General features: G+C 30.6%; 12 protein-coding genes. 10 read left to right on the forward strand and 2 right to left on the reverse strand.

The window, feature by feature from the left end:
- Nucleotides 1-9: 9 nt before the first annotated feature.
- From WG951_RS04160 to WG951_RS04175, 4 genes are read left to right on the forward strand one after another with little or no spacing between them, the layout of a single operon-like run.
- On the forward strand, nucleotides 10-477 hold the full coding sequence (locus WG951_RS04160; RefSeq protein ID WP_245893505.1) for a hypothetical protein: 468 nt from the start codon (nucleotides 10-12) through the stop codon (nucleotides 475-477).
- 1 nt (nucleotide 478) lies between these two features.
- Complete coding sequence (locus WG951_RS04165) at nucleotides 479-1,243, forward strand: TerC family protein (protein ID WP_105048939.1); 765 nt, start codon at nucleotides 479-481, stop codon at nucleotides 1,241-1,243.
- Between the two features lie 47 nt (nucleotides 1,244-1,290).
- A complete protein-coding gene (locus WG951_RS04170) occupies nucleotides 1,291-1,563 on the forward strand; it encodes a hypothetical protein (RefSeq protein WP_105048940.1) in 273 nt (90 codons plus the stop codon).
- Between the two features lie 58 nt (nucleotides 1,564-1,621).
- Complete coding sequence (locus WG951_RS04175) at nucleotides 1,622-3,904, forward strand: TonB-dependent receptor (protein WP_105048941.1); 2,283 nt, start codon at nucleotides 1,622-1,624, stop codon at nucleotides 3,902-3,904.
- A 105-nt stretch (nucleotides 3,905-4,009) separates the two neighbouring features.
- On the opposite strand, the gene WG951_RS04180 is transcribed toward WG951_RS04175, so the two are convergent.
- A complete protein-coding gene (locus tag WG951_RS04180) occupies nucleotides 4,010-5,317 on the reverse strand; it encodes an MFS transporter (protein ID WP_105048942.1) in 1,308 nt (435 codons plus the stop codon).
- A gap of 89 nt (nucleotides 5,318-5,406) precedes the next feature.
- The gene (locus WG951_RS04185; RefSeq protein WP_105048943.1) at nucleotides 5,407-6,219 is read right to left on the reverse strand and encodes a M48 family metallopeptidase; all 813 of its coding nucleotides are present in this window, start codon (nucleotides 6,217-6,219) and stop codon (nucleotides 5,407-5,409) included.
- 188 nt (nucleotides 6,220-6,407) lie between these two features.
- On the opposite strand from WG951_RS04185, the gene msrB reads away from it, so the two are divergent.
- The 6 genes from msrB (at nucleotide 6,408) to WG951_RS04215 (ending at nucleotide 13,033) form a co-directional block, all read left to right on the forward strand.
- On the forward strand, nucleotides 6,408-6,887 hold the full coding sequence (msrB, locus tag WG951_RS04190) for a peptide-methionine (R)-S-oxide reductase MsrB (RefSeq protein WP_105048944.1): 480 nt from the start codon (nucleotides 6,408-6,410) through the stop codon (nucleotides 6,885-6,887).
- 438 nt (nucleotides 6,888-7,325) lie between these two features.
- Nucleotides 7,326-7,844 carry a T9SS type A sorting domain-containing protein gene (locus WG951_RS04195; protein WP_105048945.1) on the forward strand — a complete coding sequence of 173 codons (519 nt, stop codon included), beginning with the start codon at nucleotides 7,326-7,328 and terminating at the stop codon, nucleotides 7,842-7,844.
- A gap of 5 nt (nucleotides 7,845-7,849) precedes the next feature.
- Nucleotides 7,850-8,560, forward strand: a complete 711-nt coding sequence (locus tag WG951_RS04200) for a hypothetical protein (protein ID WP_105048946.1) — start codon at nucleotides 7,850-7,852, stop codon at nucleotides 8,558-8,560.
- A 3-nt stretch (nucleotides 8,561-8,563) separates the two neighbouring features.
- On the forward strand, nucleotides 8,564-9,697 hold the full coding sequence (locus WG951_RS04205) for a hypothetical protein (RefSeq protein WP_105048947.1): 1,134 nt from the start codon (nucleotides 8,564-8,566) through the stop codon (nucleotides 9,695-9,697).
- 122 nt (nucleotides 9,698-9,819) lie between these two features.
- Nucleotides 9,820-10,548, forward strand: a complete 729-nt coding sequence (locus WG951_RS04210) for a hypothetical protein (protein ID WP_146105266.1) — start codon at nucleotides 9,820-9,822, stop codon at nucleotides 10,546-10,548.
- 193 nt (nucleotides 10,549-10,741) lie between these two features.
- The gene (locus WG951_RS04215) at nucleotides 10,742-13,033 is read left to right on the forward strand and encodes a hypothetical protein (protein ID WP_105048949.1); all 2,292 of its coding nucleotides are present in this window, start codon (nucleotides 10,742-10,744) and stop codon (nucleotides 13,031-13,033) included.
- Nucleotides 13,034-13,325: the final 292 nt, after the last annotated feature.

Below are 13,325 nucleotides of genomic sequence, written 5' to 3' on the forward strand. Positions count from 1 at the left end.
AGTAATATTATGAGCGTAAAGAATATAGAAGTTTCTGTTTTTAATTTAAATAAAGGAAAGCTTATATTCTTTGCGCTTTTCTCTTTACTATTATTTCTTACTTCTTGCAAATCAGAAATGAAAGACAATTCTGATCGTTTTAAAAAAGGAATCTTCGAAATTCCTGCAGGAGAAGGTTATAGTAAAACAACCATTATTAGAAAAGACAGCCTACAAATAGAAGAATACGAAAAAATTGTAAGTATTTCTAATGATTCTACTACCAGTGAAAAAAGAATTAAACATATTGATACGCTCTACATTAAATGGAAAAATAATTTCTTTTATTCCTTAAAAATGAAATCACCTAAAAAGGAATTAGACAAAGATCCTATTTACGTACAAATAACTAAAGTTACAGACACCTCTTATAGTTTTACCGCTAAAATTGGTTTTAGCAAATTTAAACAAGACGGTACCGTATATAAAGTAAAATAAAGTGGAAATTTTTCTACATATAGATACTTGGGTAGCATTAATTACCCTTACTTTTCTAGAAATTATTTTAGGAATAGACAATATTATATTTATATCAATATCTGCCAATAAACTCCCAAAACATCAAGTAAGAAAGGGGACTCTCTTAGGATTAGCTTTAGCAATGATTACTAGAATAGTACTATTAATTAGTGTTTCTTATTTAATTGCATTTAAAACACCTTTTTTAGAAATTAATATAGGTTGGTTTAAAACAGGATTAACAGGCCAAAGTATCATTTTATTTTTAGGCGGACTTTTTTTACTCTATAAAAGCACTAAAGAAATCCGTGAAAAAGTAGAACATACTAATGAAAACGAAGTGTTAAAATCTCCAAAGGTTATATCATTAACAAATGTTATTATTCAAATAATACTTATTGATATTGTTTTTTCTTTTGATAGTATTTTAACAGCAGTTGGTATGACTAACGGAATAGATGGCGCTTTAATTATAATGATTATAGCCGTAATAGTTTCTATTATAATTATGATGATTTTTTCGAAGCCGATTAGTAATTTTGTAAACAATAACCCAACTATTCAAATGTTAGCATTGTCTTTTTTAATTTTGATAGGATTTATGTTAATTACAGAAAGTGCTCATTTATCAAATACAGAAATTTTTAACAAAACTGTTGGGGCTATTCCTAAAGGATATTTGTACTTTGCGATCGCATTTTCTTTAGGAGTAGAAATGCTGAATTTAAAAATTAGAAAAAAATAAAACTTTTGTTCAAAAAACTACTTAGCGTTTTTTTTCTCTTACTATTGATGTTACCAACATCTATAGAAATTATTCATAATTTAGGCAATCATGAACACTCTGTATGTACTTCTGTTAGTGAACATCACATACATAAGCAACATTTAAATTGTGCTGAATTCCACAAACATTTAACGATTTTCTCAATGGATTTTGCATCTAATTTAGATGTAATTCCACCTCATTTTTATACTTCCATTTTTATTGATAAACCTCAAAGAATTAAAGAGGTTTGCCAATCTATAAGAACTTCTAGAGGACCACCCTATTTTACTGTTTAAAGCCGAATTGTCATTTTAAATGACATCACATATTTTTAAATTAGTAAAATAATACTTCATGAAAACATTTATAAAATGGCTACTTTTAGTAGCTGTATTTTCTGTGAATGCTCAAAATAGCGTTTCAGGAAAAATTACAGACATGCTTAATAATCCTTTAGCAGACGTACAAATTAACACCCCAGAATTACATAGAGGAACTACATCTAAAGAAGACGGAACCTTTATCCTTAAAAACATTCCTAAAAGGAAAATAAAAATTAATTTTAGTTATTTAGGATATAGAACAGTTTCAAAAATTATTGATTTTAGCTCAGAAAACATTGTGTTAAATATTCAATTAAAAGAAACTGCTTTTAAAATGGATGAAGTAATAATTTCTGCGCCTTTTAATAAATTACAATCAGAAAATGTAATGAAAATAGAAAGGTTGTCTGCCAAAGCCATTCAAAAAACAGGAGCCACAACACTTGCCGAAGGAATTACAAATATTGCTGGAGTTTCTCAAATTTCTACAGGTGCATCTATAGGTAAACCTGTAATTAGAGGATTAAGCGGTAATAGAGTTTTAGTCTACACACAAGGCATTAGGCTAGAAAACCAGCAATTTGGAGGCGAACATGGCTTGGGTATTAATGATGCTGGTATTAGTAGTGTAGAAGTAATTAAAGGCCCTGCATCTCTACTCTACGGTTCTGATGCTTTGGGAGGAGTTTTATATTTGAATCCTGAAAAATTTGCATCAGATAATGATCAAGAAATTAATTTTAGTCATCGTTATTTTGGCAATACTTTAGGAACAAACACTTCTATTGGAGCAAAACTATCTAAAGAAAATTGGAAATTTTTAGCAAGAGGAACTTATGTAAATCATTCAGATTATAAAATTCCAACAAAACAAAGAGTTACCAATACCCGTTTTAACGAAAAAGATTTTAAAACCGGAGCAGCTTATTCTAAAAACAGTTTTACATCAGAAATTCGTTATAATTTTAACAGATCTAAACTTGGTTTACCTGAAGAAGGAATTGGCGAACAATCTACCAGTAAATCACTTTTAGAACCTTACCAAGTTATCGACAATCATATATTAAGCTCGCACAATCATTTTTTTATTGGAGATTCTAAATTAGATTTAGATTTAGGTTATACTTTTAATGACCGTCAAGAATTTGAAGAACATCACGACCATGATGAAGGTGAAGAAGACCATGACGAAGATGAACATGACGAAGATCACGAAGAAGAAGGAGAAGGAGCTGCATTAAGAATGAAGTTAAAAACATTTAGCTATAACGCAAAATATCATTTCCCTAAAATTGGGAACGTAGAAATTCTTTCTGGCGTACAAGGCTTACATCAAACAAATACTAATTTTGGAGAGGAATTATTAATACCTAATGCAACCATAAATGATTTTGGTGTTTTTACAACAGCAAATTACTCTTGGAATAAAAATAGTTTGCAAGCAGGTGTTCGTTACGATACTAGAAATATAGATACAGAAAGACACGAAATTTCTCATGAAGGAGATCTTCATATTTTTGAAGCTATCGATAAATCTTACAACAGTTTTACCACCTCTTTAGGTTTTAAAACAGCCATAACAGATAATTTTACAGCAAGAATTAATGTTGCCTCTGGTTTTAGAGCTCCTAATTTAGCAGAATTATCTTCTAACGGAGTGCATCACGGAACGGGTAGATTTGAAAAAGGAAATAATAATTTAACCAATGAAAAAAACACGCAATTCGATCTTTCTTTAGAATATAAAACAGAACATATTGAGTTGTTTGCAAACGGTTTTTACAATCAATTAAACGATTATATTTACATTTCTCCTACTGGAGAAATTGAAGATGAAGCACCTGTTTTTGAGTATTTACAAGAAGATGCAAAATTATATGGTGGTGAATTTGGTTTTCATTTACACCCACATCCATTAGATTGGTTGCATTTAGAAAGTTCATTTGAAACTGTAATAGGAGAGCAAGATAATGGCAATTATTTACCATTGATTCCTGCTAACTCATGGAAAAATACTTTAAGAACTGAGTTTGATGTAAAAAATTGGTTACAACAAGGGTATGCTTCTTTAACTTTAAAGAGTACATTTTCTCAAAATAATGTTAGTCAGTTTGAAACAAAAACCCCTAGTTATAATCTATTAAACTTTGGTTTTGGTGGTGATATTACTATAAATGATATTAAATTTTCTGCAAACTTATCTGCTAATAATATTTTAGATAAAAAATATATAGATCACTTATCTAGATTAAAAGCAGACGGAATTTTAAACCAAGGTAGAAATATTGTTTTAGGAATTAATTTTAAAATATAAAAAGAGAGCACCAATAGAGGCTGTTTTAAAAGTAATTATTTTGTCAACCTAAATTTATTTTAGGTTCAACAAGACAAGTTTTATATTTTTAAAACAGCTTCTTTTTTATTGCACATATTTTGTTTTCTTTATACTACTTAAAACAATAAAAGCAGCTAAAAAGAAAATAGCTAATGCCAACACACTACTTTGTATAGAAATCATAGAATTTAATACGCCAAAAGTAACCATACCTATAACGAGAGCTATTTTTTCAGTTACATCAAAAAAGCTAAAATAAGAAGCATGATCTTCTGTTTTAGGCAATAATTTAGAGTACGTAGACCTTGCTAAAGACTGAATTGCTCCCATTACCAAACCTATTAAAGAACCCAAAATATAAAAATACATTTCTATATTTGGCGTATCTTTTGTTAAGTTAAAACCAATAAAACAAACCAATCCCCAAATAGCTATTGCTATTTTTAAGGTTTTAATATTCCCTATTTTATTAGATAATCTAGAAAATAAAAATGCTCCAAATATACCTACAAACTGCACTAACAAAATTGTAGCTATTAAATTTAAAGTTTCTAAACCTAAAATTGTTCCGAAAATACCTGCCATTAATATAATAGTTTGTACACCGATACTTAATAAAAAAAAGGAAATTAAAAACAATTTCAACTCTCTATAAGCAAATAATTCTTTTGCAACTTTCTTTATTTCTTGAATTCCTTTAATAAAATAATTTCCTTTTGGCAATGATGTTTTTTCAGAATCAGGTAATTTGGCGTACGTTATTTGTGCAAAACCTAACCACCACAAACCTACTAATACAAATGATAATTGAGATCCAAATTGTTTGTCATAATAACCAAAAACTTCGGTTTCTATTAAAACCAAACATAAAAGTAGTAATAAGATAGACCCAGAATAGCCTAACATAAAACCTTTGGCACTTACATTATCTTGTTGTTCTGGATGCGCTACTTCTGGTAAAAATGCATTGTAAAAAACAATGCTTCCCCAAAAACCAATACTTGCTAAAATGGTAAAAACAATACCAACCCATAATGTTTCTTTACCTGTAAAAAAGAACAAACACATTACAGATAACGAACCTAAAAGGCAAAATCCTTTTAAGAATTTCTTTTTATTCCCTGCAAAATCTGCTATACCAGAAAGCATTGGCGAAATACAAGCTACTACCAAAAAAGAAAAAGCCAAGGCATAATTATACAAGGTTGTTGGCGTCCATAAAGTACCCAAAAAAGTGATTTTTCCATCAGCATTTGCAAACCCTTCAGAGGCAGTTAAACCAGCGTAATAAATAGGAAAAACAGCGGTACTAATCACTAAAGAATACACTGAATTTGCCCAATCGTAAAAAGCCCACGCATTAATTAATTTTTTATCTCCAATTTTTAACATCGCATATTTTTTATATAAAAAAACCGTTCAAATAAATATTTGAACGGTTACAATATAGGAAAATCTATTCCTTTTCTAATTTTTTTTATTTAATTCTTTACCTTGGCATTATATTGTGCTGCATATTTTTTTGCAGTTGGTAAATAATTTTTTAAATCTTGAATTCTAGATTCGTTAGATGGATGCGTACTTAACATTTCTGGTTGAGAACTTCCTCCAGATTTCTCGCTCATTCTAACCCAAACCTCTGCAGCTTCTCTACCATCGTAACCAGCCATAATCATAAAAACCAAACCTAGTCTATCTGCTTCTTGCTCATGTACTCTACTAAACTTTAACATCCCTAAACCAGAACCAATACCAAAGGCAGTATTCCATAATTGTTGCGATTCACTACTTTTTCCTGAAGTACCTAAAGCAACAGCCACTCCTCCTAGTTGTTGTAATTGCCCTTGAGACATTCTTTCTTGTCCGTGTTTAGCAAAAGCATGCGCTACTTCATGCCCCATAACCGCTGCAACTCCATCTTCATTTGCACAAATAGGCATTATCCCTGTATAAAAAACAACTTTACCTCCTGGCATACACCAAGCATTTACGGTTTCATCTTCTACCAAGTTAAATTCCCATCTATAAGAATCTGCTTCGGCAACCATATTATTTGCTCGCATAAAACGATCTACAGCTGCAGAAATATTTTTACCTACATTTTTAATCTCATTAGACATCTCTCTATTTGTAGATAATTTATTTTCTTTTAAAAAGCTACTATATTGTGCAAAACTCGACGGCAACACTTGTGCATCACTTACAAAATTAACACGACTTCTACCTGTAATTGGCACCGTACTACATTCTACAAAAAGAAAAACGGTTAAAACTAAAACAACTATTTTTTTCATCTATTTTATTTTTTTATCATCACTAATTAATAAGACACATATATCAGTAAATTGTCACTACAGCGTCTCTTTTTACAATTTATAAAACTACATATTCTATCTTTATCAAAAAAATAAATTTCTTATGAAAGTGATATTTGTAATTTTTAGATAAAACATTCGTCCAAAATAAAAATCAATACATACTTATGAAAAATATTTTCTCTTTACTAACGCTTCTTTTTTTGATAAACTGTACTAGTAAGGCACAAACCTCATCCAAAGAAAAAAAAACATATACTATTGAAAAAACAGATGTAGAATGGAAAAAACTTTTAACTCCGATACAATATTATGTTTTACGAGAAGCGGGTACAGAAAGAGCTTTTTCTAGCGCTCTTAATAACAACAAAATGAAAGGTACTTATGTTTGTGCTGCTTGTAAAACTCCATTATATAAATCTAAATATAAATATGATTCTGGTTCTGGTTGGCCTTCTTTTGATAGAGCTATCAAAAAAAATGTAGAACTAGATGTTGACTTTAAAATTGGCTATGCAAGAACAGAATTAAAATGCAATACTTGCGGCGGTCATTTAGGTCATTCGTTTAATGATGGACCAAAAAACACTACAGGAAAACGTCATTGTATTAATGGCGCTGCATTAGAATTTATTGAACAGAAATAATTTATCTTTTACAATTTTAATTACTTTTAAACACTTTGTACTAGTATTAAGTGTTTTTTTTGTGTAAAACAGTGAAATTTTACAATTAACAATATATTTAAAACTATAGCCATTATTTAATCGTTTAGGGTAATTAATATTTTTAATTTTAAAACAAACCTTTATATTATAAGCATTTATTAATCTAAAATAGATCTACTACTTTATTGTATTACCCTACTAAAACCTACACCTTTCCTCCCTATTGATACTGTTTATCCCAAATTTTAAAAAAATCTTATTTTTGTTATTATCCAAAGTAATATGTAATAAATATTTTTGTACTTTCGCTTTTAAATCAATTAAACTATACACTATATAAAGCCAAATTATTTTTTAGTGACTTATTCTAAAAAAACGTGTCTAACTAACTAAGAACGAACCCCCTAAAGAAAAGAATTGAAAAAAATTATTTGTTTTTTACTATTTTTAAACAGTTGTTTTGCCTTTTCTCAGCAACCAACAAATAAGAAATATTCTCTAATAAAATCTACAATTACTACGGTAGGATCTTCTACGGTATACAATAAAAACTACAGTGTACAACAAAGTATAGGGCAATCTAGCATCATTGGTAAAAAAAACACTGGTACAACAACTGTACAACAAGGTTTTTTAAATCATGTTAAAATATTTACAATCAACAACTCTGATATAGAAATTATTGATGAATCACTAAATTTAGTGATTTCACCAAACCCTTTTATAGATCACATAAAAATAAATTTTACTAGAGAAACAAAACATAACATTCATATATTTATTTATGATACAAATGGTAAAGTTTTATTTTCTAAAAAATATAACCCAACAGACAGTATACATATTCCAATGAAATACTATACTATTGGTACTTATTTAATACGTATACAAAGTGGTAAAGACAAGTTTACACGAAAAATTCTAAAAACAGAATAATAAATATGTTCAAAAACAAGACTATATATAGTGTTATATTCTTTTTTATCTTTTGGATAAACATAAATAATGCACAACAAATTTATATAGAATCTGGTTTTGAAAATGCCTATTTTAAAGATTATGTAAATAATTTAGGAGAAAACACCCTAGATTTAAATTACCCAAAATCTCAACAAGTTTTTATAGAAACAGGTATTAGATTTGATTTAAACTTCAGAAGTGATCGACTTTGGGACAAAAAATGGAATTTTTTTAGATTTAGAACTAAAATAGATGCTGGTTTTAGCTACAACAATTATAAAATTAACACCGGGTTTTACGGCGGAAATGTAAGTATTCCTTTAACGTACAACTTAACTTATGTTGGCTTAAAAACAGGTGTTAACTTTTCTATTATAAATCATCGTGAGTATAAATTATATATCCACGGACACTTGTCTTATGACATGCTGGTTTCTGGGTCTAGTGAATATAAAGACGTGGTAAATGACATTTATAGAGATCGTTCTTTAGACAGAACTTTATTAAGATACCATAGAGGAATAAATGCAGAATATCTTATATCAGACATTACCTCTATTTACATAAAGTATAATATAGCAGATAGTTTTAAAGAAAAAAATAAAGATACTAAAATAAAAGAAGAGTATTCATTACATACACATGCGTTTTCTTTTGGGTTACTATTTAATATTGAACAATTAAGGTTTTAATTAATGACATTTAAAAATAAAATTTTATGCTTGTTGTTTTCACTGTTCAGTACAATTGTACTGGCACAAACGCCTGGGTTTAATTATCAAGCATTAATTTTAAATACCGAAGAAATTCAAATTCCCGGTACTGATGTATCAGAAAACAGTGTTCCTTTAGGTTTAGAAGATATTGCTTTGCGTTTTACCATTACAAATGAAGCCGGTGTAGAATATATAGAAGAACATTTAATTACTACTGATGAAAACGGAATGGTTTCTGTAATTGTTGGTGAAGGAGATCCTATTAGTTTTACCTTTCAGGATATTTATTGGGATGGAAAAATAAAATACTTAAATGTAGAATTAAATGTACTTAGCAATAATGAAGGCTATGTATTTTTAGACTCTCAAAAAATACTATACATACCTCACCCACAGTACGGAACTGCAAACGTATTTATTGTAAACAGTCTTAATGAGCTAGAACCTCCTTATAAAAAGGGAGACCTTATTTGGTTAACTTCATATGGCGATAACAACAACCCAACCTTAATGATTTGGAATGGCACAAACTGGGTGCCTGTTAATGATGATTTTGATCCAACCAACGAGTTAGGTTTGGTAGTAGTGGCAGACAACACTGCAAGAGCAACTCGTTTTCCAAACCCCGTAATAGGAGACCAAGTTTGGAATGAGAACTGTGGTTGTATAGAAGTTTATAATGGTGCCAAATGGATTAGCCTACCTGCTGATGCCAAAAACGGAGTCTACAAAGACGGCAACACCATAAAATTAGGAGGTAGCTTAACAGAGCCTACAGCCATTACCACAAACCCTACCAATACACTAGCCATAAAAGGCTTGCAAGAAAGTACAAGTAATGAAGACCTACTTGTGGTAGCAGATAAAAACACAGGTGTATTAAAACAAAAACCAATTTCTTCTATAACACAACAAAAGCAAGTTGTTGTTTTTGCTGTAGACGGGCAGTTAGAATTTACAACACCATTAACAATAACTAGTGTAGATAAAATAGACGTATATAGAAACGGAGTTCGTATCGATTTTACTGCCGTAAACAATACCACTATAAAACTAGAACCAGAAGCACAATGTTACCAGGACGATAAAATAAGAATTGTACAATTATATTAATTACAAAAAAAACCAAACTTTAAATAAATTATATGAGCTAAACCAACAAAAACTGAATGACTAATAATTAAATTAAGAATAACAAATAGTAAAACAACTAATAACTTTTAAAATTAAAAACAATGAAAACAATGAAAACAAATTACTTAAAATTAGGCGTATTAGGCCTTATGATGATGGTAGGTACTGCCATAAATGCACAAACTACAGACCCAACTGCAGCAACTGTTCTAAAAGATACACCTGCTGATGGTGCTGTGGTTAGAGTTATTGATAATAAAGGTACAATTAAGTATTTTCAATCAAATAATGGTATTACAACAATTACTTCTACTACACCAGGAAACCTTACAACTACAACTTGGCAGTTAGGTGGTACTTTAACAGACAATACATATATTGATGTTGATGGTAAAGCTTTTGCTTTAGATGGTATCGCATTAATAGATCCTGCAACAGAAGCTGCTTCTACAGATGCAACTACATTGTCTTCTCATGGAACAGGAACTGGATGGACTTTATTAGTAAGAGATGAAGCAACAGGTGAAACTAAAAAAATGTTAGCAACAGATTTAATTACTAGTGGTCAAACATACTTTACTGCAACTGACGGTCAACTTGCTTACGACGTAACATCTGCTGGTTCTAATACAGCTATGACTGGAAGTCAAATTCCATTACCAGAATTTAGTAAAGTTTGGGTATATAGAAATGGAGCTAAATTAATTGCTGGTTTAGATTATACAATTGCTGCAGCTAGTTCTACAGTAACTTTAGTACCTAATACAACAGCTCCAAATGACTGGACTGTTTATGCAGGAGATGTTATTGAAGTACAATATTTCAAATAACATTATATTTCTTTTTCACATATAAAAAGTGTTGGTTCAAACAGGACCAACACTTTTTAATAAAATAAAAATTATCCCCCCACTTAATTAAACAGTAGATATATTATTAATGCTTAATAGAAGACACTTACTTTTTTTTCTCTTTATTCTCTGTACTTTTTTTACACACATAAGTTATGCGCAAGAATTTAGGGTGATAGACAATAAAGGAACTGTAAAAACGGCGATTAACAATAGAGTAACATACGGAGCTCCCCCTGCAACACCTTTAGAAGGTGATGTTTGGTTTGACACTGCTGCTACACCTATCGAAATTAAAATTTGGGATGATAATGTATGGAGACCAATTAATGATGCAGATTACGACCCAGAAAACGAAACAAATACAGCTTTTAGTGTTGTTACTGTTTCTGGTATCGATTATTTAAGAATTACAGATGCTAAAGGAAGTTTAGACGTTCCATTATCTAGCATTTCTCAACCTCATACAGGTACACCTGGTTCTGTTTTCTTTGCAGGTACAGATGGCAAACCAACAGAAAATAATTCTCAATTATTTTGGGATGCCACTAATACAAGACTATTTATTGGCCCCAGAGCTACCAATGATATTAATAACGAATTAAACGTTGGCGGATCTACAAGAACAAGTGGTTTAAATAACTCTGATGGTACAGAAGGCCTACCTTCCTACAGATTTACAAATGATAAAAACACAGGTATGTATACACCTGACTCAGATATATTAGCTTTTACTACAGCAGGTATAGAAGCGTTAAGAATAGATGATGACCAACAAGTAAACGCTAACTATAATTTAAGTGTTGTTGGCGCATACAAAGATAGTAGTGGAGATTCTGGTACAAATGGTCAAATATTATCTTCTACAGCAACAGGTACTAATTGGGTAAACGCCTCTATAAATACAGACGATCAAAAAATAGATGTGTACGCTTTAAATGCTGATGGTAAAAATTTAGATTTATCTTTAGAAAGTGATGCAGAAACAACAAAACAAACAGATTTATCTGCTTTAAACATAGCTGGCGATGTTACAGGAACATTAGCCGCAAGCAAAGTAGAAAAAATACAAAACATTGCAGTATCTAATACAGTACCAACAAACGGACAGATATTAACTTATGATACTACAGCCTCAGAATGGCAACCAAAAGTAGCTACAAACTGGAATATTACAGGTAATATAGGTACTACGGCATCTCAATTTTTAGGAACCATAGATGATGTAAGAATGCAAATACGCTCTAATAATTTACCCATGTTAGAGTTTGGAAGAAGAGCAACATTAGGTTTAGTTACTGGTAATGCCGATTATACAAATGCAAACCAACCCTTAGTGCACCTAAATGGAGATGGTAATATTTCTGCCTTACAATTTGCTGCTTCTGGTGCGGGTTACTACAAACCCATGTTTTTTACAACCACAAATGGTAGTTTTAGACTAAAAGGGAGTTCTGGTAATACCGATTTATTTGAAATTGGTTCTGCAGGACCTACTAATGATGGACGTTTAGAACTTATTATAGGAGATGATGGCTCAGAGCCAATTATCTTTAAATCTTACAATTATAGAAATAGCGGGTTTCACAAAGAATTATTTAGAGTTCAGGGTAATGAAGATTCGGAATTTGCCAAAACTAGATTTGGTATTAATATTAACCCTGCTCCTGTTGCAGTAGACGATACTTACAACACAACTGCTTATGGAAATACAGCAAATTCAACATTTCAAGTAAATGGTTCCGTCTCCAAGTCTATTGTTACCACTTCGGCTGCATTAACATTAGACGAAGATCACCACACCATTGTATTGGGAGGCAATCATACAATAACACTACCCACAGCAAATACTTGTGAAGGACGTATATATGTAATTAAAAACCCCAATACGTATGCCACTTCTATTTCTGGGTATGTAAATGAGCAAGGCGTTACAGGTATAGCAACAGTAAACAGCACTTCTACTTTATGGTTGCAAAGTGATGGCACAAATTGGCAGCAAATATCAAATAAATCGAGTGCTTCTACTGGTAAGTCTTTATTCTCTGTAACTACAACAGCCGCAATTCCTATTAATGGTGTTAGTATTCCCTCCGCTGGCGTTTGGTATAATTTAGATTTTGCTTTACCGTCAACAACTATAAATGTACAAGCTGGTGATATTATAGATGTTAGAGTTAGCATCTCTGAAGAGCTCTCTTTCTATAATCAAATGGGAGATCTCTTACGCCTTTATGTAAATACACCAAGTTTGGTAGGATCTCCAACAATGATAGAAACCTTGTTTGCTGGAGGTCTTAATAACAATTACGTTGCTGCAGCTACACTAAGTCAAATGTTTACTGTAACCGGGAACGGAACATTAACTATGGGTATTCAAGTGAAATTTGTTAATACATCCTCAAGACTTATTTCCTCTAGTGATTCTGGTATAGGAGCCTTGCAAGTAATAATTTATAGGTAAGTACCTCTTTACATATAAAGCAAATACGTAAAATTATTTTTTTAAATAATTTTAAACACACTTAAAGTACTAAAAATAGTATTAGCAACTATTAAGTAGTGATATCTCTATTTGTAAAACTTCTTTAGGGCTTTCTTTTTATAAAAAAATATAACTAGTAACATGTTTTTTTTATTTACATTATAGCTATATAAATATATTTATCTTTAGTATTTAAAAATATTGAAATAATAAAATGTGACCTGAAAGGTATTTATGAGTCTAATAGTAGTGAAGAGCGTTAAGGTTCCTA

The organism is Polaribacter butkevichii (assembly GCF_038024105.1).
In the GTDB taxonomy this organism is placed as follows: Bacteria; Bacteroidota; Bacteroidia; order Flavobacteriales; family Flavobacteriaceae; genus Polaribacter; species Polaribacter butkevichii.

Bases quoted from the DNA above. Each gene is read 5' to 3' on its own strand.
- WG951_RS04175 (WP_105048941.1), top strand. From the start codon at position 1,622: ATGAAAACATTTATAAAATGGCTACTTTTAGTAGCTGTATTTTCTGTG.
- WG951_RS04205 (WP_105048947.1), top strand. From the start codon at position 8,564: ATGACATTTAAAAATAAAATTTTATGCTTGTTGTTTTCACTGTTCAGT.
- WG951_RS04160 (WP_245893505.1), top strand. From the start codon at position 10: ATGAGCGTAAAGAATATAGAAGTTTCTGTTTTTAATTTAAATAAAGGA.
- WG951_RS04180 (WP_105048942.1), bottom strand. From the start codon at position 5,317: ATGTTAAAAATTGGAGATAAAAAATTAATTAATGCGTGGGCTTTTTAC.
- msrB (WP_105048944.1), top strand. From the start codon at position 6,408: ATGAAAAATATTTTCTCTTTACTAACGCTTCTTTTTTTGATAAACTGT.
- WG951_RS04170 (WP_105048940.1), top strand. From the start codon at position 1,291: ATGTTACCAACATCTATAGAAATTATTCATAATTTAGGCAATCATGAA.
- WG951_RS04210 (WP_146105266.1), top strand. From the start codon at position 9,820: ATGAAAACAATGAAAACAAATTACTTAAAATTAGGCGTATTAGGCCTT.
- WG951_RS04200 (WP_105048946.1), top strand. From the start codon at position 7,850: ATGTTCAAAAACAAGACTATATATAGTGTTATATTCTTTTTTATCTTT.
- WG951_RS04185 (WP_105048943.1), bottom strand. From the start codon at position 6,219: ATGAAAAAAATAGTTGTTTTAGTTTTAACCGTTTTTCTTTTTGTAGAA.